This window comes from Actinomyces ihuae (assembly GCF_001457875.1).
In the GTDB taxonomy this organism is placed as follows: Bacteria; Actinomycetota; Actinomycetes; order Actinomycetales; family Actinomycetaceae; genus Pauljensenia; species Pauljensenia radingae_A.
The window spans coordinates 161,846-183,503 of the sequence record NZ_CZPX01000004.1 but is presented as its reverse complement, the minus strand read 5'-3'; the positions used below and the strand labels follow the sequence as shown (position 1 = coordinate 183,503).

General features: G+C 59.0%; 18 protein-coding genes. 11 read left to right on the top strand and 7 right to left on the bottom strand.

What is annotated here, in order from left to right; translation table 11 throughout:
- The first annotated feature begins 9 nt into the window (after positions 1–9).
- The 3 genes from BN3002_RS02000 (at position 10) to BN3002_RS01990 (ending at position 2,259) form a co-directional block, all read left to right on the top strand.
- A complete protein-coding gene (locus BN3002_RS02000; RefSeq protein ID WP_058236376.1) occupies positions 10–603 on the top strand; it encodes a type II toxin-antitoxin system PemK/MazF family toxin in 594 nt (197 codons plus the stop codon).
- Between the two features lie 333 nt (positions 604–936).
- A complete protein-coding gene (rpsT, locus tag BN3002_RS01995; RefSeq protein ID WP_058236375.1) occupies positions 937–1,215 on the top strand; it encodes a 30S ribosomal protein S20 in 279 nt (92 codons plus the stop codon).
- A 213-nt stretch (positions 1,216–1,428) separates the two neighbouring features.
- Positions 1,429–2,259: an aldo/keto reductase gene (locus tag BN3002_RS01990; RefSeq protein ID WP_058236374.1), complete on the top strand. Its 831-nt coding sequence runs from the start codon at positions 1,429–1,431 to the stop codon at positions 2,257–2,259.
- Positions 2,260–2,276: 17 nt separating this feature from the next.
- Here the strand turns inward: BN3002_RS01990 and holA are convergent, their stop codons facing one another.
- On the bottom strand, positions 2,277–3,260 hold the full coding sequence (gene holA / locus BN3002_RS01985; RefSeq protein WP_058236373.1) for a DNA polymerase III subunit delta: 984 nt from the start codon (positions 3,258–3,260) through the stop codon (positions 2,277–2,279).
- Positions 3,261–3,315: 55 nt separating this feature from the next.
- Complete coding sequence (locus BN3002_RS01980) at positions 3,316–4,866, bottom strand: ComEC/Rec2 family competence protein (protein WP_058236372.1); 1,551 nt, start codon at positions 4,864–4,866, stop codon at positions 3,316–3,318.
- Positions 4,867–5,200: 334 nt separating this feature from the next.
- Here BN3002_RS01980 and BN3002_RS01975 point away from each other — a divergent pair, with 334 nt between their 5' ends.
- Positions 5,201–5,962, top strand: a complete 762-nt coding sequence (locus BN3002_RS01975) for a DUF4853 domain-containing protein (RefSeq protein ID WP_058236371.1) — start codon at positions 5,201–5,203, stop codon at positions 5,960–5,962.
- Positions 5,963–5,992: 30 nt separating this feature from the next.
- Here the strand turns inward: BN3002_RS01975 and BN3002_RS01970 are convergent, their stop codons facing one another.
- Positions 5,993–6,844 carry a ComEA family DNA-binding protein gene (locus tag BN3002_RS01970; RefSeq protein ID WP_058236370.1) on the bottom strand — a complete coding sequence of 284 codons (852 nt, stop codon included), beginning with the start codon at positions 6,842–6,844 and terminating at the stop codon, positions 5,993–5,995.
- Positions 6,845–6,956: 112 nt separating this feature from the next.
- Between BN3002_RS01970 and BN3002_RS01965 the strand changes: the two genes are divergently transcribed.
- The 7 genes from BN3002_RS01965 to BN3002_RS01935 all read left to right on the top strand — a co-directional run bounded on the left by BN3002_RS01965 (position 6,957) and on the right by BN3002_RS01935 (position 17,425).
- The gene (locus BN3002_RS01965; RefSeq protein ID WP_154955692.1) at positions 6,957–7,331 is read left to right on the top strand and encodes a hypothetical protein; all 375 of its coding nucleotides are present in this window, start codon (positions 6,957–6,959) and stop codon (positions 7,329–7,331) included.
- A gap of 9 nt (positions 7,332–7,340) precedes the next feature.
- Entirely contained in the window at positions 7,341–8,981 is a 1,641-nt protein-coding gene (locus tag BN3002_RS01960) for an alpha/beta hydrolase (RefSeq protein WP_058236368.1), read from the top strand.
- 108 nt (positions 8,982–9,089) lie between these two features.
- On the top strand, positions 9,090–9,593 hold the full coding sequence (locus BN3002_RS01955) for a DUF4853 domain-containing protein (RefSeq protein WP_058236367.1): 504 nt from the start codon (positions 9,090–9,092) through the stop codon (positions 9,591–9,593).
- A gap of 35 nt (positions 9,594–9,628) precedes the next feature.
- Positions 9,629–11,638, top strand: a complete 2,010-nt coding sequence (locus tag BN3002_RS01950; RefSeq protein ID WP_058236366.1) for a helicase HerA-like domain-containing protein — start codon at positions 9,629–9,631, stop codon at positions 11,636–11,638.
- Between the two features lie 93 nt (positions 11,639–11,731).
- Complete coding sequence (gene proC / locus BN3002_RS01945; protein ID WP_058236365.1) at positions 11,732–12,559, top strand: pyrroline-5-carboxylate reductase; 828 nt, start codon at positions 11,732–11,734, stop codon at positions 12,557–12,559.
- Between the two features lie 94 nt (positions 12,560–12,653).
- The gene (valS, locus tag BN3002_RS01940; protein ID WP_058236364.1) at positions 12,654–15,398 is read left to right on the top strand and encodes a valine--tRNA ligase; all 2,745 of its coding nucleotides are present in this window, start codon (positions 12,654–12,656) and stop codon (positions 15,396–15,398) included.
- Positions 15,399–15,400: 2 nt separating this feature from the next.
- Positions 15,401–17,425, top strand: coding sequence for an AMP-dependent synthetase/ligase (locus BN3002_RS01935; protein WP_082628488.1), 2,025 nt, complete (start codon positions 15,401–15,403; stop codon positions 17,423–17,425).
- A 295-nt stretch (positions 17,426–17,720) separates the two neighbouring features.
- On the opposite strand, the gene BN3002_RS11085 is transcribed toward BN3002_RS01935, so the two are convergent.
- From BN3002_RS11085 to BN3002_RS01920, 4 genes are read right to left on the bottom strand one after another with little or no spacing between them, the layout of a single operon-like run.
- The gene (locus tag BN3002_RS11085) at positions 17,721–17,882 is read right to left on the bottom strand and encodes a hypothetical protein (RefSeq protein WP_157843498.1); all 162 of its coding nucleotides are present in this window, start codon (positions 17,880–17,882) and stop codon (positions 17,721–17,723) included.
- 35 nt (positions 17,883–17,917) lie between these two features.
- Complete coding sequence (locus BN3002_RS01930) at positions 17,918–19,948, bottom strand: TRAP transporter permease (RefSeq protein WP_082628487.1); 2,031 nt, start codon at positions 19,946–19,948, stop codon at positions 17,918–17,920.
- A gap of 4 nt (positions 19,949–19,952) precedes the next feature.
- Positions 19,953–20,411: a DUF1850 domain-containing protein gene (locus BN3002_RS01925; RefSeq protein ID WP_058236363.1), complete on the bottom strand. Its 459-nt coding sequence runs from the start codon at positions 20,409–20,411 to the stop codon at positions 19,953–19,955.
- A gap of 13 nt (positions 20,412–20,424) precedes the next feature.
- Positions 20,425–21,426, bottom strand: coding sequence for a TAXI family TRAP transporter solute-binding subunit (locus BN3002_RS01920; protein ID WP_058236362.1), 1,002 nt, complete (start codon positions 21,424–21,426; stop codon positions 20,425–20,427).
- Between the last annotated feature and the right edge of the window lie 232 nt (positions 21,427–21,658).

Sequence of the window (21,658 nt, the reverse complement as noted above, 5' to 3'; positions counted from 1 at the left end):
GATTTCCTCATGCCATCGTGGTCCCGACTCGCACGCAACATTGCCCGCAAAGCGCTGTCCACTGTGGTGTCTCAGATGCGCACCTCCGGCTCGCAGGCGCCCACGCAGACACGCAAATCGCGGCGCAACTCCATGCCTTCTGACGGTTCCCAGCCGCGCCCCCTCGGCGCGCATTCCATTCGCGAGGTTGACTTGTCCGAGGGTCTTGCGCATACCTCCTACGATCCTGATCCGGATGGGGATGCGGATCCGGGTGAAGTGGTGTGGACGTGGGTTCCCTATGAAGAGGATGTCTCCCGCGGAAAAGATCGCCCGGTCGTGGTCATTGGCCGCTCGACAAAGTCAGGCACCCACGGCGTGTATGTTGCGCAGCTGACCTCGAAGGACCACGATCGAGATGCCCGCTGGGAAGCCTCGCAGGGCCGTCACTGGATGGACGTCGGTACCGGCAAGTGGGATTCACGAGGGCGCCCATCCGAGGTTCGACTTGATCGGGTTTTATGGGTAGCTCATGATGAAGTGCGTCGAGAAGGCGCAACACTGAAACGTCAGATCTTCGAACGCGTCATCAACGGCATGCGCACCGTCGACTCGAACAGGTAAGGACTGCCGCCAACTCCCACCGCTGAAGATTTTCGTTGAGTCGCGCGACTGCTCACTATCGTCAAGTTGCGCCTCTGAGAGGGCCGCCGCCGGCTCACTTGTTCTGGAGCCGGCGCCCGAACCGGCCGAAGGTGAGCGTATTCACCCCGTTTTTTCGTTCAGCTACTGGCACGGACGCGCTTGATGCTGGTAATGTTAACGGTCGGGCTCCCGGCTTGGTCGAGCAGGGGGTCTGGTTGTTTACCGTTTGCGGGATGTCCCCTCGTCCCAGTCCCGGTAGCGACAGAACCCTCACCGACCTGGACGTTCATGAAGTAAGGAGATTTCCGGACAGTGGCGAATATTAAGTCTCAGATCAAACGCAACCGCACCAACGAGAAGCGTCGTCTGCGTAACCAGTCAGTGAAGTCTGAGCTGAAGACCTTGGTACGTAAGGCTCGCGAACTCATTGAAGAAGGCGACGAGGACGCTGCAGAAAAAGCAGTGCAGGTTGCTTCCCGCAAGCTTGACAAGGCTGCTTCTAAGGGCGTGATTCACCGTAATCAGGCCAGCCAGCGTAAGTCGAAGCTGTCGCACCGTCTGAACAAGATGACGGCTGAAAAAGCGGAGTGATTCTGCGCCCCGAGCGGGCACACACTTTCACAGGGAGCAGGCATGGCGCCTGCTCCCTCGCTTTTTGGTTCGGCCGCGCCAGTCTCCTTCGTCCGCTTCGCGCGCCATCACGCATTCGCCGGCATTTTCTGCTCGCGTTATCGCAGGTGTTCCGCGTTCGACCGTCCTCGTTCTCGTTCTGCACGCGAGTGTGGTCAATGGCACACTGGAGTCATGAGCGATATTCCTGTGATGAAACTGAATGACGGCTACGAGATCCCTCAGCTGGGCTTTGGGGTATTCCTCGTTGAAGAAGATGAGGCACAGCGGGTAGTGATGGACGCCCTCGAAACTGGCTATCGCCACATCGACACGGCGAAGATCTACGGGAACGAGGAAGGCGTCGGACGCGCGATCGCTGAATCGGGAATTGCCCGTAAAGACCTGTACATCACCACGAAGCTGTGGAACGATGACCAGCCGAAAGCACGCCAGGCACTTGAGCAGTCCCTGGAACGCCTGGGACTTGACTACGTTGACCTTTACCTCATTCACTGGCCGTGCGCCCGGCAGGATGCGTACCTCGATGCATGGCATGAAATGGAAAAGTGCCGAGAGGAAGGGCTGATTCGCTCGATCGGTGTGTGTAATTTCCTGCCGAAACACCTGGAGCGTTTGCTCGGTGAGTCCGAGACTGTTCCGGTTGTGAACCAGATTGAGTTGCATCCGACCTACCAGCAAAGCTCGGTGACGCAGTATTCACGCTCGCACGATATTGCGATTGAAGCCTGGGGACCGCTGGGACAGGGCAAGTACGACCTGTTCGGTGAGAAGCCGATCAAGGAGGCTGCTGAAGCTCATGGAAAGACTCCTGCTCAGGTGGTATTGCGGTGGCATTTGCAGATGAAGAACATCATTTTCCCGAAGTCAGTACATGTTGAGCGCATGCGCGAGAACATGGAGATCTTTGATTTCACGCTGACCAGTGACGAAATGAGCGCGATCACCGCGCTGGAGCGAGGCAACCGTGTCTCGTCTCACCCCGACGAAGTCGAAGTGGACTAGAAGCGGCTCCTAGGCTCTTAGGCGCGGGCCGACCCGCGCAGTCGACAGATCGTGAGGACACATTTTTCGACTGCGCGTTCCGGGTCACGTGACAGGCCTTTGGCCTCTTCGTCTGCGAGCGCGATGGCTTCAATGGCACCGGCCAAAGCCGTGTCAGTCCACCCTTGCACGTCCCGCCGTGCACGGTTGAACTGCCACTGATTCATCGACACAGACTGCAGAGCGCCACGCGGAGCGGTTGCGTACGCCATCGACCGAAACTTCGATGCCAGTGCGCCGACGATCATCAGCGGCGCGACACCTGTTGCCAGAGCGTGGCGTAGCAGTGTGAGCGCCTGAGCTGTCCGACCTGCGAGTGCAGCGTCAGCAACGTCAAAGCCGGAGGCTTCCACTCGGCCTGAATGGTAACGGTGGACGGCTTGCGTCGTGATCGTCCCTTCGACGTCACTCATGAGTTGGGACAGTGCGCTCATCATTTCCGCCAGGTCAGATCCCAGAGCGCCGACGAGCATGTGCGCAGCTTCAGCTTCGATGCGTCGGTGCAGGCGGCGCGCCTCGGACATGACGAGGTCGATTTTTTCGTTGTCGTATTTGAGCGGATCTGCCGCGATCGTGGGCACATGTGCTTTCTTGAGCGCATCGAGCACTTTCTTGCCACGGTTACCGCCGTTGTGTCGGACAATCATCCACACGTCGTCTGCCGGGTTTTCAATGTAGGCCAGCAGATCCACCATCAGTTCGTCATTGGTGACTTCAAAATTAGGGATCACGATCAGGCGGGGTTCACCGAACAGGGACGGTGAGGTGACAACATCGAGTTGTCCAGCCGGATACGTGGCGGCCGAAATCTCCACGCGTTCAACTGAAGCGTCGCGTTCAGTGGCCTGGCGTCGAAGCTCACTGACGGCACGGTCTGCCAGGAAGGCTTCGGATCCTTTAACCAGCACAAGAGGTGCCAGTTCGATCGGGTCACTTGAGCGTGACTGGGATCGACGCGCCATCTGCCATCCTCCTCCGCTTCCTCACCGTGTCGTTTTTTAGATTCAGGGTATGCCACTAGTGTGACATGCGTCGACGGCATCTGCGTACCACTGTGGACACACTCAGCATTCCGATTGCTGCGCTGGCCAGGACGATAGTTCCCTCGATCCCCTGTGGCCATGACACGTTCGCCATCGGCCATGACGACACCCATGTAGCGACCCACGCGATCCATCCCGTGAATATTTGTGCAACGTGCGCCATCAGGGTTGCTGCAGCGGGCCACCACGGCGCACACACGGCTGTCATCAGGGCGCAGACGCACGCTGGCGCGATGACAGGGCTGACCAAAACGTTCGCAATCACACCCCACACTGGTAGAAGCGGCGACATCAGTACGAGGACAGGCGCCACCAGGATTTGAGCGGCAAGTGGAACACAGCACGCCTGCAGCAGGCGTCTGATACAGCGCGCATACCAGGCATCGCTGCGCACCGCGTGCTTGACAGCTTCGTTCCACTGTTGAGCAGGGCCGACAACGCCCCACGTGGCAAGGACGGACAGCGCAAACCCCACTGCCCGGGCAGAAAACGGGTCAATCAGCAAAACCAGTACGACCACGGTGGACAGCGCTGCCTGCGCTCCCCCAGGCCGTTTGAGCAACAAGCCTGCGACTCCGACGCTCGCGGTCAACACCGCGCGTATGACCGAGGGCTGCGGTCCGACAACTGCCACAAGAAGACTCATCGCCGCAAGGGTCGCGCCAGCGCGGATCAATCCTCGCCCTGGCACTGCGCTGACGATCAGTGACAACATGATCGCGATGTGAGTTCCGGACACGGCCGTGAGATGCGTCAGCGACGACGTCTTCATTGCGTCCGAAAGCTCCTCGTTCATGGCGCGATCATCACCAATGGCGACGCCGGGAACCAGCGCCTGGCCTTGCACAGTGAGCGTCGAGCACACCTGACGCATCGATGATCTGACATGACGGACAATCGAGACCCATCCGCCCGGGCGTTCAGTCAGCTCAATGTTCTCAGCCTCCATCGCGCCCACAAACGGCGGGTCGGAGCGAAACTGCGAGTCAATACTGCCGCGCACGAGTACGCGATCATCGCGCACATACTCTCCAATCCCTGCACCCATCAACATGACATTCACGTTCGAGGGCTGCCATTGACCGTGAGACACTTCAACCTGTTCGACGCGCGCGTCTGCGTAGAAGCGTGTCCGGTTCCACCGGCTTGCCATCGCAGCTGGGTCATCGATCAGGCGCACGCGGAGCGTCACGTAGGTGCGCCCAGAGTCGATGAGGCGCACGGTCGGATCCCGCGCATGAGCATCGCAGGCACTGCCGGCAACTATCGCAGCCGCACCCGATGCGATAAGTATTGCCGCCCATCCCAACCGTAACGATCCGACAGGAGTGCGCATCCGGCGAGGGCGAGGCCTCCCTCGTTCATTGTGCCGATCACGAACCCGCCACGCGGCCAGTGTTGCTGCGAGTGCCACAAGGACACCGGTCACTACCACCGCATCCTTCAGGTGGATCGAGATGCGCAGACAGATGAGCAGGGTGATCCAGATGCTGGCGGCAACCGGCGTGACACGCATATCACGCATGCGCGGATAAATCCTCGGTGAACTCATCGGATGGCCTTCAGTGACGGTGGCGCCCCGGGAAACGACTGACCGGCATGGCAACGGCGAGTGCGAGCCGATGATTCAATCAAGAAAAAGTGCTGCATGAGGACGAGGGTATGCATTCGTCTCACCGCCTACCACCGTGTGTCCTTCGCCTGTGGGTGAGCGCTGCACACGTGTGGTGACTGTGGACGGCGGTGGTTTTCCACACGACAAAACCCCGGTCGGATTAAGTTGTCGTTCGATTTACAGGGGCGACGCAGCGCGCTTACAGTAGGACTCATCTAACCGCGCTCATGACAAGGACACCCGTTTGAACCCACCATACGTTGCTCCTGATGCTCACGACGCTGCGATACGGACGCCTCCGGGACCATCTCCAGAACTCTTGCACCTGCGCGCATCAACGAGGATCGTCCGCGCACTGAGTGCAGCACGCTTACAGCGCGCTCACACCAAGTCCCGCACTGATGCGCTGAGAACGCGGGTGCGATCGTTCCTGATGTTTCCACTTGTCACACTCATGGTTGCGTTTGCGCTGACGTCGTGTCATTCCTCGCAGCCGACGACGGATAATCAATTCTGGGATGGATCCTTATCCCTCGAGCAGCGCGCCACAATCGAGGATGTTCAGCGCACTATCCTGCCCGCATTCCAGGAAATCCTCGCCAACCTGTCCGCAGCTGGAGCCGGACAGTTTTCAGAGCTCGAGGGCCCGTCGCTGACGGGTCGTGCGACTGATCGTGACACGGGCAAGATCTCGGCTTTTGAAGTTGCAACTGCCATTGCCGCTGGCCACGCAATTCCGCCTGAAGAGGCTCGCCGGATCACAGGCGACATTGTGACCCCGCTCGGAATGACCCAATTCAGTGACCTCACACCCGATGATGACAACACCGGCGAGGTCTCGTACAACTGGTTTGATCCGGATAACGGTGGATTCGTCGAACTGACGATTCTACCCGATGGTTCCATGACTGTTTATTACATTTCAGGCATGCGCCCGACGGATGGTTCGACAACTCAAGCCGAACAGTGGACTGATGGAGCCCAGTCCGATGCGAGTGCCCAGTAGCGGGCGTTTCTGTCGGTGGCAACGCCGCGCTTACACACACGCACCTGTCGAAATCTTCTGAAGCATTGCCGGTCCAATGCCAGAGACATCATCGAGCTGTTCGACTGAATCGAAGCGACCAACTGTCTGGCGATAGTCAATGATGCGTTGCGCAATGGCTGGTCCCACGCCGTCGAGATTTTCGAGTTCGGCAGAGTCAGCGGTGTTGATGTTGATACAGGATGGTGCCGTGTTGCCTACCGGGTTGCCATCAGAGTCATTGCTTGACGGAGTGCCTGTCTGAGCACCGGGTGGAGGGCTTTCACCTGGTTTGGTCACGGCAATGTGTTCACCATCGACCAGCACGCGCGCCATGTTGAGCGATTCAAGGTCGGCATCAGCAAGTGGACCGCCCGCAGCATCGACCGCATCGATGACTCGTGAGCCGTCGGGAAGCTCCACGACTTGCGGATGCCCGACCTGCCCTGTCACGTAGACGGTAACGCTGGCAGTGTCAGATGGGGTGAGTAGATCGCCCTCGTCAACGCCCGTAACAGCCGAGGAGGACTGGGCGGACTGAGCAGCCGGTGTTTCATTTGGCGATGATTCGTCGAGGCTATGGGCGGTATCTGGAGCTGAACGAAAGCGCCATACTGAGATTGCGCTGACAAGGACAATGACGAGGACCAGGACAATGACTGCCGGCGCCGATGGCAGAATACGGATGCGCTGCTCGGGTGTTTCGTCGCCGCGTTCAGACGCTGCCTGGGCGTACACAGCGTGTGTCAGCTTTTTGAGACGACGGCGTTGAAGGAGGTCCATGTGGGCACTGTATGGATACTGCGGACTGTCTCGGAACAGCGGCAGTGCGAGTGTGGATAACTCCAGCGCGCAGTGCCTCATGTGGATATCTGGGCACTGTCCACATCACAAGCGATTTATTCCAACCTCTTTACTCGAGGGCATGCATCTCTTACCATGAAAACGCCCGCTGACAAGGAGACAGAGGACTACCGTGACAGATTTACATGTCGTGCCAGGAGATTTCGGCAAGCTCTCCAATTCAACTGCATCTATCGCTGACGATGTCCGCTCCATCACAGTGGCGGATGCACTTTCAGGACTTTCATCAGCAATGCCCGGCGCATCGTCACCTTCAGCCGCGGCGGAGGCTGGCGCGAAGATCGAGGAACGCTCAAAAGCTACCGCCAATTTGCTGTCTCGGTTCAGCGATGCTGCTATGAGTACTCAAAACAGCTTCAACGCCACAGAAAACAGCATTACTAACGGATTTTCAGGCAACACTGTAGAGCCGCCAGCGTACTCAGAACCTGCTAGAGCCACTGATGGCGGCACAGGTGGGGACACCGCTGTTCACACAGTGAAGTAGGAGGTCGCAATGCCCTCGTGGAGCGATATTCAATATTGGAATGACAGCCCGGTCATTGAAGCGGCGAACAACCTGACTGATTCCTACCATAAGTTCCGAGCTCAGGCGGATGAAGCAGCCGCAGCACGAAACGAGATCCAGTCTGTTGGTGAGGCTGCAGACTCAGCGCGCGATCAATTAGGCACGATCATTGAACATCTGAGCCGCGTCATTAATGACACTGCCGAGCTCATGATGGCAACGGCAGATGCTGCTGATGGCGTCAATGAAGTCATGACTCTCGTTCATGACTGCATCACTCAGGCACAGATCGATGGTGTGGCGATCCATGCAAATGGATCGGCATCTCATCCCCCGCCACCGTCCACTCTCCCCCCAGACGTTTACGCCATTGAGGCGGCGCGGAACGAAGCGGAATGTCAGGCTACGATTGCAAACATCAACCGTGCAGTTCAGCGAGCAACAGAAGTGGACAGCGAGTATGCACATCGCACTCGCGCCGTGGCAGAAGGCTCTTATCGAAATTCGGAGAGTAGCAGCTCTACGAGTCCGGGTTTATCAGATTTGCCTGACCCTGCCACCTGGTCACCAGCAGAAATCGCAACGTGGTGGAATGCTCTATCTGAAGATGAACAAGATGCCCTCATCAAAAATCATCCAGACCTCATCGGAGGGCTGGACGGCCTGCCTGGATCCGCACGCGATGAAGCCAATAAGATTCATCTTCCTGCCATGCTCTCTGAAGCTGAGCAAGCCGAGAAGGAAGCTCGCAAGAAATACCTTGATGCTCAAGAACGCTTGGGGCCATCGGGTTTTGCATCACTCGAATATAGTGAATGGCAGCGAGCTCAAGAGAAACTGGAAGATCTTCGCGCTGTCGAGTCCACACTTAATTCCGACCCGGAATTGTCCTTACTCGTTTTAGATGATTCTGGAGAACGATTGAAAGCCGCTGTCGCTCATGGAGATATTGACAGCGCTAAGCACGTTGCGACTTTCGTTCCCGGTATGAACACTACAGTTCACGATAGTCTCGACTCGTACACGGCCAAGACAGACGTCATGCAGAGCAAGGCTTTGAAGAACAATAATGGCGATGTCGCAACTATTGCATGGCTCGGCTACGATGCTCCGGACTTGTCAGATGTTGCCTCCACATCTAAAGCACACGCAGGTGCCGACAGGCTCAATTCTTTCGTTGAAGGAATCCAGGCCTCGCGTGAGGCAGGCGAATATGGTGACCCGCATCAGACTGTTCTCGGCCATTCGTATGGCTCGACTACTTCCGGTATGGCAGTGAAGGACACGAGGACAGGGGTAGTTGACGATCTCGTGATGTTTGGCTCCCCTGGATCGGGTGTGCAGGACATCCGTGAATATAACCTGCCCGCTGATTCAGGAGGAGATCCGGGACCGCATGCGCACGTCTCGCACGCCCAATACCGAGATCGAGTGCAAGGGATAGGACCGGACTTTTCCTTCGGCAAGAACCCGAACAAGCTTGACGGCATCGAGCATCTCGCAGATTCCACTGCTAAGCCTGATACCTTCTGGGAATGGGTCGACCCGTTTTCGCAGCACAGTTCTTACTTTGAAGAAGGGTCTGCGACAATGAATGACTTCGGCCGTGTAATCGCGGGAGTGAAGTAGATGGTGTTTGCAGCACATACAAGACTGCACGCTCCGAGCATTCCCTTTCTATCCGTACTGACAATTGCAGCGTTGACAGCAGCGTCGTGTACCACAAAGGAGCAAACAGTGACTAACGAGTTCTGGGATGGCAGCGCCCCCTTTGAGAAGCGCCAGACAATTGAAAGCGTTCAAACGGAAGTTCTCCCCGCCTTTAAGCAGCTTCTCGACGAACTCTCCGAATCCGGAGCTGGGTCTTTCTCTGAGCTCAAGGGGCCTTCTTTGGACGGACGAACGACAGAGAAAGAAACCGGAGCCATCGTTGGCTTTGAGGTCAGCACTGCAGTCCTGGCCGGCAACGCAATTCCTGCTGACAGCGCGCGTGAAATCGGCAACCGTGTCCTCCCCCCAGCAGGTCTGAGCCACTTCACCGATATCACGCCTCAAGATGCCAACTCGGACACCACATTTAACTGGCACGATGAAGAAAACGGTGGATTCGTCGAACTGACGATTCTTCCCAAAGGCGATCTGACGATCTACTACGTCTCCGGAAATCGCCCCTCTGACGGCTCAACAACACAAGCCGGACAATGGATCGACGGTGCTCAGTCAATTGCGGGCGCCAACTGACCCTGATCCTTGCGGTGAGCTTTTAGACTCGAGATATGAGTGAAAACAACGCCGACTTGGAAGCTCAACTCGCACAGGCCCGCGCTCAGGCGGCCGAAGCTGAAGCACGCGCCGCCCGAGCAGAAGCTGAGGCCGCCGCAGCCCGCCTCGCCGCACTGGAAGCACAGGGCGGATCAGTGCAGGCGCCCGCAGACCCAGCCCAAAACCCCGCCGAGAACGCACAGGACGACAACCCGCCTTCTGACAAGCCCCACGACGTGCAACCGCACGCTGACGAATCTGAGCAGGAGCAAGAATCCGCCGACAAGGCCTCAGCAGCAGACAAGGACTCAGCAGCAGACGCGCCCCAGCAGGCACCAGAAGGCACGACAGACAACGCGCCCGATAAGCCTCAAGAAGACACGACGCCTCCTGCCTCTTCACCTTTGGCTGACACTATCAGCGCCGCCTACGCATTCGCGGACACCACATCCGCTCCAACCATCACGGTCGGTACGCTGCTGGACGGCGACACTCACCTACCCCAGGCGACCGCCACAATACCGCTGTCCATCCTCAACCGTCACCTACTCGTAGCCGGCGCCACCGGCTCTGGCAAGACTCGCACCCTCCAGCTCCTGGCAGAAGGACTGTCAACAGCGGGAACCCCGGTCGTCCTCGTCGATGTCAAAGGCGATCTGACCGGCCTTGCCGAAAAGGGTACTGCCAACGACAAGCTTGCTGCGCGCACGACCGCCAACGGGCAGGACTGGCAACCGGCTTCCTTCCCCACACAGTTGCTCACACCGGCAGGCTCCAACGCCCCTGTTCCCGGCGCGATGGTGCGCACACGCGTCAGCGATTTCGGGCCGCTGCTTCTGGCCCGCGCGCTCCAGCTCAACACCACGCAGGAGCAGGCACTTCAACTGATTTTCTCGTGGGCCGACACGAACGGTCTGGAGCTTGTTGACCTCGGTGACCTGCAATCAGTCATCACATTCCTCACTTCCCCTGAAGGCAAAGAGGAGCTCAGCGGGATCGGCGGCGTGTCCAAAGCGACCGCCGGTGTCATCTTGCGCACGCTGACCGCCCTTGCTTCCCAGGGGGGTGACCAGTTCTTCGGGGAACCCGCATTCGACACGGCTGACCTGATGAAGGCCGACAGTGACGGGCGCGGGATTATCTCCCTGCTGGAAGTAGGCGACATGTCCCGCCAGCCGGCCCTGATCTCCGCGCTGATCATGTGGCTGCTCGCTGACTTGTTCTCCAGCCTCGACGAGGTCGGTGACCTGGACAAGCCACGCCTGACATTCGTCTTTGACGAAGCACACCTGCTGTTCACCGATGCGACCAAGGAGTTCGTGCGTCAGGTGGTCCACACCGTGCGCCTGATACGTTCCAAGGGCGTCAGCATCGTCTTCGTCACCCAGTCCCCCACGGACATCCCCTCTGACGTGCTCGCACAGCTCGGTTCGCGCATCCAGCATGCGCTGCGTGCCATCACACCGGACGATCAGCGCCGCCTCAAGGATGCCGTCAAGACTTTCCCCACCACTGATCTGGACTTGGCGGAGATCCTGACCACGCTCGGCACAGGTGAAGCGGTGGTGACGGTACTCGACCCGAAAGGCCGCCCCACACCGCCCGCACCGTTCAGCATCTGGGCTCCCGCATCGGTCATGGGAGAGGCGTCCGACGCGACGATCTCTGCGTTGTTGTCGGCCTCAGATCTGGTCGCCCGCTACGCCACACCTGTTGACCCGCGCTCTGCCACCGAAGAGCTTGCTGAGCGCACCCAGAAAGCGATTGACCAGCGGGCCGCAGAAGAAAAGCAGGCCGAGCTGGAAAAGGAACAGGAGAAGGCTCGCAAGAAGGCCGAACGAGAGGCGGAAAAGGAGCGAGCCCGCTGGGAGAAGGAAGCCCAACGTGAGCAGCAACGCGCTCAGAAAGCTCGCGAGCGCCGCCAACGATCCATGGAATCGGCACTGGCCAACGTGATCAAGTCCGCCGGCACTCAGATTGGGCGCGAAATCACCCGCAGTATTTTCGGCACGCGCCGCAAGTAACGTCACGCCGGTCATGCCGCCCGCTTTGAGTCACCCTCGTCCGCTGGCAATAATTGACGAGGGCGACGCGCGCACGCGAAGAAGGAGAAGATCATGCGTATAGGTTTCGTTGGATCAGGATCAATGGCAGGAGCAATTGCTCGCGGGGCGGCTCACAGTGAGGCCATCGACTCCCTGATGTTTTCAGATGCCGGCTCCGGCAGGGCAGGCGCACTGGCCGATGAGCTGGGCGGACAGTCTGCGACCAATGAGCGTATCGCCGCCGAATGCGACATCGTCGTCCTGGCCGTCAAACCCTACGCGATTCGTGAAGTGTGCACCGCACTGGCTCCAACAATCGCCGAACGCGGCGGGGTATGCGTGGCGTCCCTGGCTGCCGGCACGCCGATCGATACGCTCAGTGCAGCGCTGGGTGATGTTCCGATTGTACGCGTCATGCCGAATGTGAATGCGCAGATCGGCCAGTCCATGAGTGCACTGTGTGCCAACAAGGCTGCCTCGACTACCGCCGCCTCCTTCACCACACATGGCACCTACCTTGACGCCGTTCGCGCACTGTTGAACGCGGTGGGCACCACCCTCGTCATTGACGAAGACAAGTTCGCAGTATTCAGCGCACTGGCAGGATGCTCACCGGCTTGGGTGTTTCAGATCATTGAGGCGCTCGCGCGCGCCGGTGTGAAATACGGCCTGTCGAAGAGTCAGGCGACCACCATTGCAGCCCAGGCGGTTGCCGGGTCTGCCAGTCTGGTCCTTGACCGAGCCGAAGACGGCATCGTGCCTGCTCAGCTGATCGATCAGGTCTGCTCGCCCGGTGGCACCACCATTGCAGGACTGCTCGCAAGTGAAGAAGCAGGCCTGTCGAATGCACTGGTCGCCGCTGTCGATGCGGCAGTCCAGCGCGACGGTGAGTTGAGGTAGACACCACTGGATGCTGGACGTCTTTGGTGGCAAGCGCCTTAACCTCGTAGGCTAAGGGCAGAGTTATACGCGTATCGGATGGAGTCAGACTCTTATGACCACACAGCAACCCCTGTCATCGCGACCGCACCTGGGTCAGGTGCCCGACAAAGTGACAGCAGATGGATTAGAGGACAAGTGGGGCGACCGTTGGGAAGACGCCGGAACGTACTCATTTGATCGCACGGCCACGCGTGAACAGGTTTATTCGATCGACACTCCTCCGCCCACCGTTTCCGGATCCCTGCACGTGGGGCATGTCTTTTCCTACACGCACACTGACGTGGTTGCCCGCTACCAGCGCATGATGGGCAAGGAAGTGTTCTACCCAATGGGGTGGGATGACAACGGCCTGCCAACTGAACGCCGCGTTCAGAATTATTTCGGCGTGCGCGTCGACACGTCACTGCCCTACGACCCCGACTTCCAGCCCCCGCACACCGGTGGCGGAAAATCCATTAAGGCTCGCGACCAGCAGCCGATCAGTCGCCAGAACTTCGTGGAGCTGTGCGAACGCCTGTCCATCGATGACGAGAAGCAGTTCGAAGCGCTGTGGCGTCGCCTCGGCCTGTCGGTCGACTGGAAGCAGCATTACCAAACCATCGGCGCACATGCCCGCAAGGTTGCCCAGGCAGCGTTCCTGCGTAACCTGGCGCGCGGCGAGGCCTACCAGCAGGAGGCGCCCGGTCTGTGGGACATCACGTTCCAGACCGCCGTGGCCCAGGCTGAGCTCGAATCACGCGAATACCCAGGGTTCTACCACCGCCTCGCATTCCACATCACTGACGAGGGGGCCGCACGCCAAGCCGCTGAGCAGGGTGCGCCGGTTGAAAACGGTCGCGATGTCTATATTGAGACCACGCGACCCGAACTGCTGGCAGCCTGTGTTGCCCTGATCGCTCACCCTGACGATGAGCGTTTCAAGCCGTTGTTCGGCACCACGGTTACCTCGCCCGTCTTCGGTGTGGAAGTGCCTGTCCTTGCCCACCCGGAAGCGGAGATGGATAAGGGCGCGGGCATCGCGATGTGTTGTACGTTCGGTGACACCACTGACATTGACTGGTGGCGCGACCTTGATCTGCCGTTGCGAGCTATTTTGCGCAAAGATGGCCGCATCGCAACCGACGTGCCCGAATGGATCACGGATCCCGCCGGCCGCCAGGCGTATGAGGCGATGGCCGGAAAGACCACGTTCTCAGCGCGTCAGGAAGTGGTTGACCGCCTGCGTGAGTCCGGTGAAATGAGTGGTGAACCCACTCCGACGCAGCGTCAGACAAACTTCTTTGAGCGCGGCGAAAAGCCTCTGGAAATCGTCACGTCCCGCCAGTGGTACATCCGCAACGGTGGGCGCCCATGGACGCATGAATCAACGGGTAAGGACTTCAATGAGGAGCTCATTGAGCGCGGGCACGCATTGGACTTCCACCCCGAATTCATGCGGGTGCGCTATGAGAACTGGGTGGGTGGCCTCAACAATGACTGGCTCATCTCCCGTCAGCGCTTCTTCGGCGTGCCGTTCCCGCTGTGGTACAGGATCGACGAGGATGGCACAACGCTGTACGACCAGCTGATCATTCCTGATGAAGCTGACCTGCCGATCGATCCGTCCAGCGACACGCCCCACGGATACACGGAGGATCAGCGTGACCAGCCCGGTGGCTTCGCAGCCGAGCTGGACATTATGGACACGTGGGCGACCTCGTCCCTGTCCCCACAGATTGCAGCCGGCTGGCTGGAAGACGAGGACCTGTTCACCCGCGTTTACCCGATGGACCTTCGCCCGCAGGGGCAGGACATCATCCGCACGTGGCTCTTCTCCACGGTGGTACGTGCCGCACTCGAATTTGGCGAACTGCCCTGGCAGCACACGGCTTTATCCGGCTGGATCGTCGATAAAGACCACAAGAAGATGTCGAAGTCGAAGGGCAACGTCGTCACGCCGATGGGCCTGCTCGAAAAGTACGGGTCGGATGCGGTTCGCTACTGGGCGGCTTCCGCCCGTCTGGGTGTGGACTCAGCTTTCGACGAGTCGCAGATGAAGATCGGTCGCCGCCTGGCTATCAAGGTTCTCAACGCCTCGAAATTCGCGCTGACGATGGGCGACGATTCCGGTGAGGTGGATCTTGATGCCTCGCATGTGACGCAGCCACTTGACCAGTCTGTTCTGGCACACCTGCGTTCCGTCATCGACACTGCCAGCAGCGCATTTGCAGCCTACGACCATGCGCGTGCCCTCGAGGTCACTGAATCATTCTTCTGGACGTTCTGCGATGACTACGTGGAATTGGTCAAGGAGCGTGCCTACAACCACGACGGCGCCTGGTCGGACGAGGAAGCTCAGTCGGCACGCGCGACGTTGGCCCTGGTCATCAACGCTGCTGTGCGTCTGCTCGCACCCTTCCTGCCCTACGTCACGGAAGAGGTGTGGTCGTGGTATCAGGAAGGTTCCATTCATCGCGCGTCCTGGCCTACCCTCGATGAGCTGTCCGGCCCCGAGGGTGACCCGACTGTTCTGGATGCTGCGTCGGCAGCGCTGATCGTCATGCGCCGCGTCAAGTCGGAAGCCAAGGTTTCTCCGCGTACGCCGTTCCTGGCTGTGACGGTGCAGGCTCCTGCCGACATGATTCCTGCCCTCGAAATGGTGGAATCCGATCTGCGCTCTGCTACGAAGGTGACGGGTACGCTGACTCTTGAAGAATCCGCGTCAACACCCGACAGCGGCGATGATTCGCATGAGACCCACAGTGTCAAGGTTGCTGACGTGACCCTGGGTGAGCCTCCGGCCAAAAGAAAGAAGTAGTCATGGCGCACAGCTCCAGCGAGCCCGATTCGAATGCCGATGAACAGGTAGTCGTCGAGCCGGCAGGACAGGAGTCTCCCTCGTCAATTGGTGTGGAAGAGGCAACGTCTGCTTTCACGTCGTCTCAGCTCCGCCTGCCGTCAGGAGACTCGATTGACGCGGGCGAGAGCGAGGACGAGAGCGAACCTGTCTCAACCGATGCACTCGAGTGGCGGGCGCCTGTCCTGGTCCGGATCGACGAGCACACCACGATTCCCTACCTGCTGCAGCGCAGGGTGCAACGCTCACCGCGCAAGCCGATTATTGAGCGCAAGCTCTCGATGGGGGACACGTGGCGTCCGATGAGTGCCGCGCACTTCTACGAGGATGTGCAGCGCACATCTGCCGGCCTGATTGCAATGGGGCTCGAACTCGGTGATCGGGTCGCCGTCATGTCGCATACGCGCTACGAGTGGACGCTGTTGGATTTTGCCTGCTGGTGTGCAGGACTGGTGCCCGTTCCGATTTACGAGACGTCGTCGATCGAGCAGATCGCCTTTATCCTCAGAGACACGCAGGCGCGCGTGGCGATCACTGAGACCATCACGATGGCGGAACTGGTGCGTGCCGCGGCCAGCTCGCAATCTCAGGATGTCACCGTGCTGTCGCTGGATTCCGAGGCGATCCAAACCATCCAGGATGGTGGCGCTCAGGTTCGGCGCACAGTGCTGACTGGTCGCATGGCGCAGCTCACCACCGATTCGATTGCCACGATCGTGTACACGTCGGGCACGACGGGACGGCCCAAAGGCACGGTGCTCACGCACGGCAATTTCACTGAGCTGGCGGTGAATTCGCACCGTTGGATGCCGGAGATCGCGGCGGGTGAAGATTCACGCCTCTTATTGTTCTTGCCGTTGGCACACGTGTTTGCGCGTTTCCTGCAGGTCTTCCAGATTTCAGGTGGAGGTGTGCTGGGGCACAGCCCTGACACGAAGAACCTGCTGCCGGATCTCGCTTCGTTCAGGCCGTCCTATCTGCTGGTTGTGCCGCGAGTGCTGGAGAAGATCTATAACTCGGCGGACGCTCAGGCGGGCTCGGGCCCTCAGCGCAAAGTATTCCGTTGGGCTGCACATGTGGCGGTGGAATACTCGCGCGCGTTGGATACTCCTGAAGGTCCCTCGCGTTCGCTGCGTTCCCAGCGCATGGTGGCTGACAAGCTGGTGTATCAAAAGCTCCTGAAGCTTGTGGGCGGCAATGCCAGCTACATCGTGTCCGGCGGCGCTCCCCTGTCCACGCATCTCGCTCACTTCTATCGCGGTATCGGACTGCCTGTGTTGGAAGGCTACGGCCTGACTGAGACGGTTGGGCCGGTGTCGGTCAATACACCGCGTCTGACCAAGATTGGCACGGTCGGACCGCCGCTTCCGCCGCTGTCGATCAAGATCTCTGATCAGGGAGAAGTCCTCATCAAGGGGTGTTCGGTTTTCCAGGGCTACCACAATATGCCCGACGAGACAGCTCAGGCGTTGACTGAGGACGGTTGGTTCCGCACCGGTGATCTGGGGTCGCTGGATCGTGATGGGTATGTGCGCATCACAGGTCGAGCCAAGGAGCTGATCGTGACGGCAGGCGGCAAGAATGTTTCACCTGCCACGCTGGAAGATCCACTTCGTTCTCATCCGCTGATCAGTCAGGTTGTGGTCGTAGGTGACAAGCGTCCGTTCGTCGCTGCTCTCATCACGTTGGATGAGGAGATGTTGCCGGTGTGGTTGAAGAATCACGGCCTGCCAGCGATGTCCGTTGCTGAAGCCTCGACCAATGTGGAGGTACAGGCGTCGTTGGAGCGAGCAGTTGAACGTGCGAACGCACATGTGTCGCGTGCCGAGTCGATTCGAGCGATCCGCGTGCTGACCTCTGACTTCACGGAAGCTAACGGCATGCTGACGCCCTCGCTCAAGGTCAAGCGTGCGGTTGTGACCAAGCGCTTCGAGGCTGTCATCAACGACATCTACGGCGGACCGCTTGAAGAGGACCAGGATAAGTAGCGTTCGTGTGCTTCTTGCTCGCGCTCTCGTGCAGGGCGCGGGCAAGAAGCCAACCGTTTGCGATGTTCGCGCAGTCGCACGTCAACGGGTCAAGGTCCTAGTCAACCGGTCAAGGTCAACGCACCGCCGCGCGTCAACCCGTCAAGGTAAGAGGGCCGCTCACTTCGCACAGCCGACCGTTGAACATCGATTTTTCCGTACTATATCAACGTTCTCATATCGTGAGATGTTGAATCCTACGCCTCATACCTTGACTGGTTGACGATTCAGCCCTTCAATTACCTTGACCCGTTGATCAGCAGATCATCCCAGCCGCTTTCGGCTGCACGCAGCCGCGGAATATCACGGCCACAGCCAGATCACGATGCTCAGCCGTCCCCAATTCACGCAGCTGATGGGTGGGCCAGCCGCCCCACCACCACAGCACGCCCGATGAGGGGCCGGCCGTCTGCATCATGATCGACCGCCACGGCGCGATCGGCCAAACCGCCGCTAAATGGCTTTGAGTGAGAGGTTATCGTTCTTCTTGGCCTTCATCATCATGAACGCCAGTGCACACGCACCTACCGCGATGCCGATCAGGTCGGTGATCGGCTCAGGCGACATCATGGATAGGCCTGCGCCCAGGAACACTGCTCTCATGAGCAACGGTACCTTTTCCATAAAGAAGCCTTCGACGGCGATCGCCAGCAGGAGCACGCCTGCAACAGCCGTGGCAGTTACCTTCATACCCTCCAGCCAGTTCACGTCCTGGAGCAACAGAACCGGGTTGAACACAAAGATGAACGGAATGACGTATCCGGCCAGGGCGAGTTTCATCGACTGGAAGCCCGTGCGCATCGGGTCAGCCCCCGACAGGCCGGCAGCGGCGAAGGAGGCCAGGGCGACAGGCGGCGTGATGTTGGCGAACAAGCCGAAGTAGAACACGAACATGTGTGCAATCAGCGGAGGCACGCCCAGCTGACCAAGCGCAGGTGCAGCCATCGTTGCGGTGATGATGTAGGTCGGAATCGACGGCAGGCCCATGCCCAGAATGATCGAGGCCACCATCGTCAGCACCAGTGACAGCAAGATTGAACCTGCGCCGAATGCTACGATTGCATTCGCCAGTTTGACACCGAACCCCGTCATCGTCACAACACCGACGATGATGCCAACGGCCGCGCAGGCCACAGCCACGGAGATTGCTGTTTTGGCACCATTTGCCAGCGCTTCGATGATGTCTTTGACTGACATGCGCGTAGCCGGGCGAAGCTCTGCGACCACTATGGTCACCAGAATCGTCAGCAGCGCAGAGAACAAGATGGTGCGTCCTGAGAAGAACAGCATGTAGATCAGGAAGAGCAGCGGGATGACCAGGTGACCGCGTTCTTTCATGACGTCTCGCACCAGAGGCAACGAGTCACGAGAAATACCCTTCAGGCCTTCCTTCGTTGCCCTCAAATGCACCTGCGCGATGATGCCCAGGTAGTACAGCAAGGCGGGGATCAACGCGGCAATCGCGATTTCACTGTATGGCATGCCCAAGGTCTCAGCCATGATGAATGCTGCAGCGCCCATAATCGGCGGCAGGATCTGGCCGCCAACAGATGACGAGGCTTCCACCGCGCCCGCAAACGTCGACTTATAGCCCACGCGTTTCATCAGCGGAATCGTGAAAGCACCGGTTGTTACCACGTTCGCCACGGCGGCACCGTTGATCGACCCAAGGAAGCCGGAGGCAATGACCGACACCTTCGCGGGGCCACCACGGGATTGACCGGCAATAGCCAGCGCGATGTCATTGAAGAACTCACCCATGCCTGACTTCTGCAGGACCGCTCCGAACAGGATGAACAGGAAGATGTAGGTGGCGGACACAGAAATTGCCGTGCCGTAGATTCCTTCGGTCGTCAAATACAGGAAGTTGAACGTGTCGGAAGGGTAATACCCGCGGTGACGGAAGATTCCGGGGAACAATCGCCCGTACAGCGCGTATATCACGAACGCGATCGCCAGCAGCGGCATGGCCCAGCCGGTCAGCCGGCGCGCCGCTTCAATGACCAAAACAACCAGAATCGTCGCAAAGACAAGGTCTGCAGTCGAGGGGTCACCGAACCGACGCACAATCCCGTCGTAGTTGGTTATCACGTAAACGGCCGTCGACAGCGCAGCCAGGGCCAGGATGATGTCATAAAACGGGACTCGCGAGCGCACGCCCTTTCGGATCGGCGGATACAGCAGGAATGTCAGGAACAAGATGACGCCGACGTGGATCGATCGGTGGATCAGCACCGGCGGCGCACCGAAGTAGGCGGTCCACATGTGATACAGGGACAGGGCGACTGCGACGGCTGTGATGAGAATGGCCATCGGTTTCCACTCGACCTGGCGAACGCGCGATTCCCGGTCAAATTCTTCAAGCACGTCTTCGGCGTGTACATCAATGTCGTGCGTGTCGACACTGACACGTTCGTCGTCACGTTTCGACCGGGTCGGGTGCGTCTGTGAGGGGTGAGCCTGTGTGGTATGTGAGTGAGACATGGTTCTACTCCTGAATTCGTAGTCGCACGAGGGCATGATGTGGCAGATCCGTCGGGGCGATGACATGAGTTCCGACGGTGAGCGTGGTGTGAGTATCGTGGCTATGCGCCCACGTCAGCTCCGGAATCGTCCGGTTGATTCCTTCGGTGTGGATGACACCGTCTTTGACGGTGGTCACTCCTCCAGGGTCGGCCGGCACCCCCGCTCCGTATGATTTGATGTCGATGGCGTCAAGCTGCAGGTGGTCGCCGTGGACGGTGTAGTACTCGACCCACGGTTCCTTCTCGATGGAATGGATCCATTTCATCGTGATCGGTTCGTCGTCAGTGGCGGCGAATCGGAAATATTCCTGACCGGTTTCCTGATCTTCAATGATTATCGAGGGTGCGGCATGGAGCGCGGTTGCGTACGCACCGCACATTGCACCCGTTGCGACGAGGGCGATGCCGACGACGGCTGCCACGATCCGCGGGCTCTTATTCAGACTGTGCAGTGTCTTTGGATGCATCTTTGCTCACCGCCCCCTGTTCCGTGTAATAGCGCAGTGCTCCAGGGTGGATGGGGACTGCTGCGCCTTCATCGAAGCTGTCCAGCGTGATTCCCGTTGCAGCCTTGTGAGACGCGTGCAGGGTGTCGAGGTTTTCAAACAGGGCTTTCGTCATTTTGTAGACCTGTTCCTCGTCCAGGTCCGGAGAGACGAGCAGCTGGTTCATAATCGACGCGGTGAGGACGTCCTCTGCCTGCGAGTATGTTCCGCCAGGGATCGCGCTCTGGTCGAAGAAAGGATACTTCTCCTTGAGCCTGGCGAATCCTTCACCCTCGATGGGGACAATGACAACGTCTTCGGTTGTCGCAAGGTCCATGATTGAGGAGTTTGGCAGGCCGGAGGTAACGAACGCTGCGTCGGTCTGGCCGTTCTTGATCTGGTCGATGGCGCCCGAGTATGACAGGAAATCTTCCTGGATGTCGTCATAGGTCATGCCGTACGCATCCAGAATCATCTGCGCGTTCAGTTCCACACCGGAGTTCTTGTCTCCCACGCCGACGCGTTTGCCGCGCAGGTCCTCCACCGATCGGATCCCAGTCCTGGCGGTTGTCACGATCTGGACATAGTTGGGGTACAACGCTGTTAGTGCGGTGAGCTCACTGAGCTGGCGGCGTCCTTCGAATGGGCCGGTTCCCTCGACAGCTTGTCGTGTTGCATCGCCCATGACGAAGGCCAGTTCGGCGCGCCCTGAGGTGATGAGCGAGATGTTTTCCACGGATGCGCCCGTTGCCTGTACGGATGCGTCCGATCCTAGTTCGTTGCGGAAAATCTGAGCCATAGAGGCGCCGATCTGGTAGTACGGTCCAGACGTGCCGCCGGCGGCGATAGTGATGAATTCGACGGATCCGCGTTCGTGCGAAGGACCTGGTGCTATGCAGGCAGTCAGTACCAACGCCGCGGCGGCCATTATGGCTCCAAATCGTTTTCTCATGACGTCCCCTTCCGGGCTTGCTGATGTGTCCGATGAGGTGGCTGTGTGACGGTTGGATTCGCCTGCGCCATGCTGACATACTGGCTCGGTGAATCCTCATGTAGCCAGTTACTTCCCTGTCCTTCAGCTCACATATTTCTTTCGGACAATACCCCTGTTATTATCTTCACGTCAAGAGAAATTTTAGAATTTCATTGCCGTATCTCGAATCGCAGAATTCGAAATACGCAAA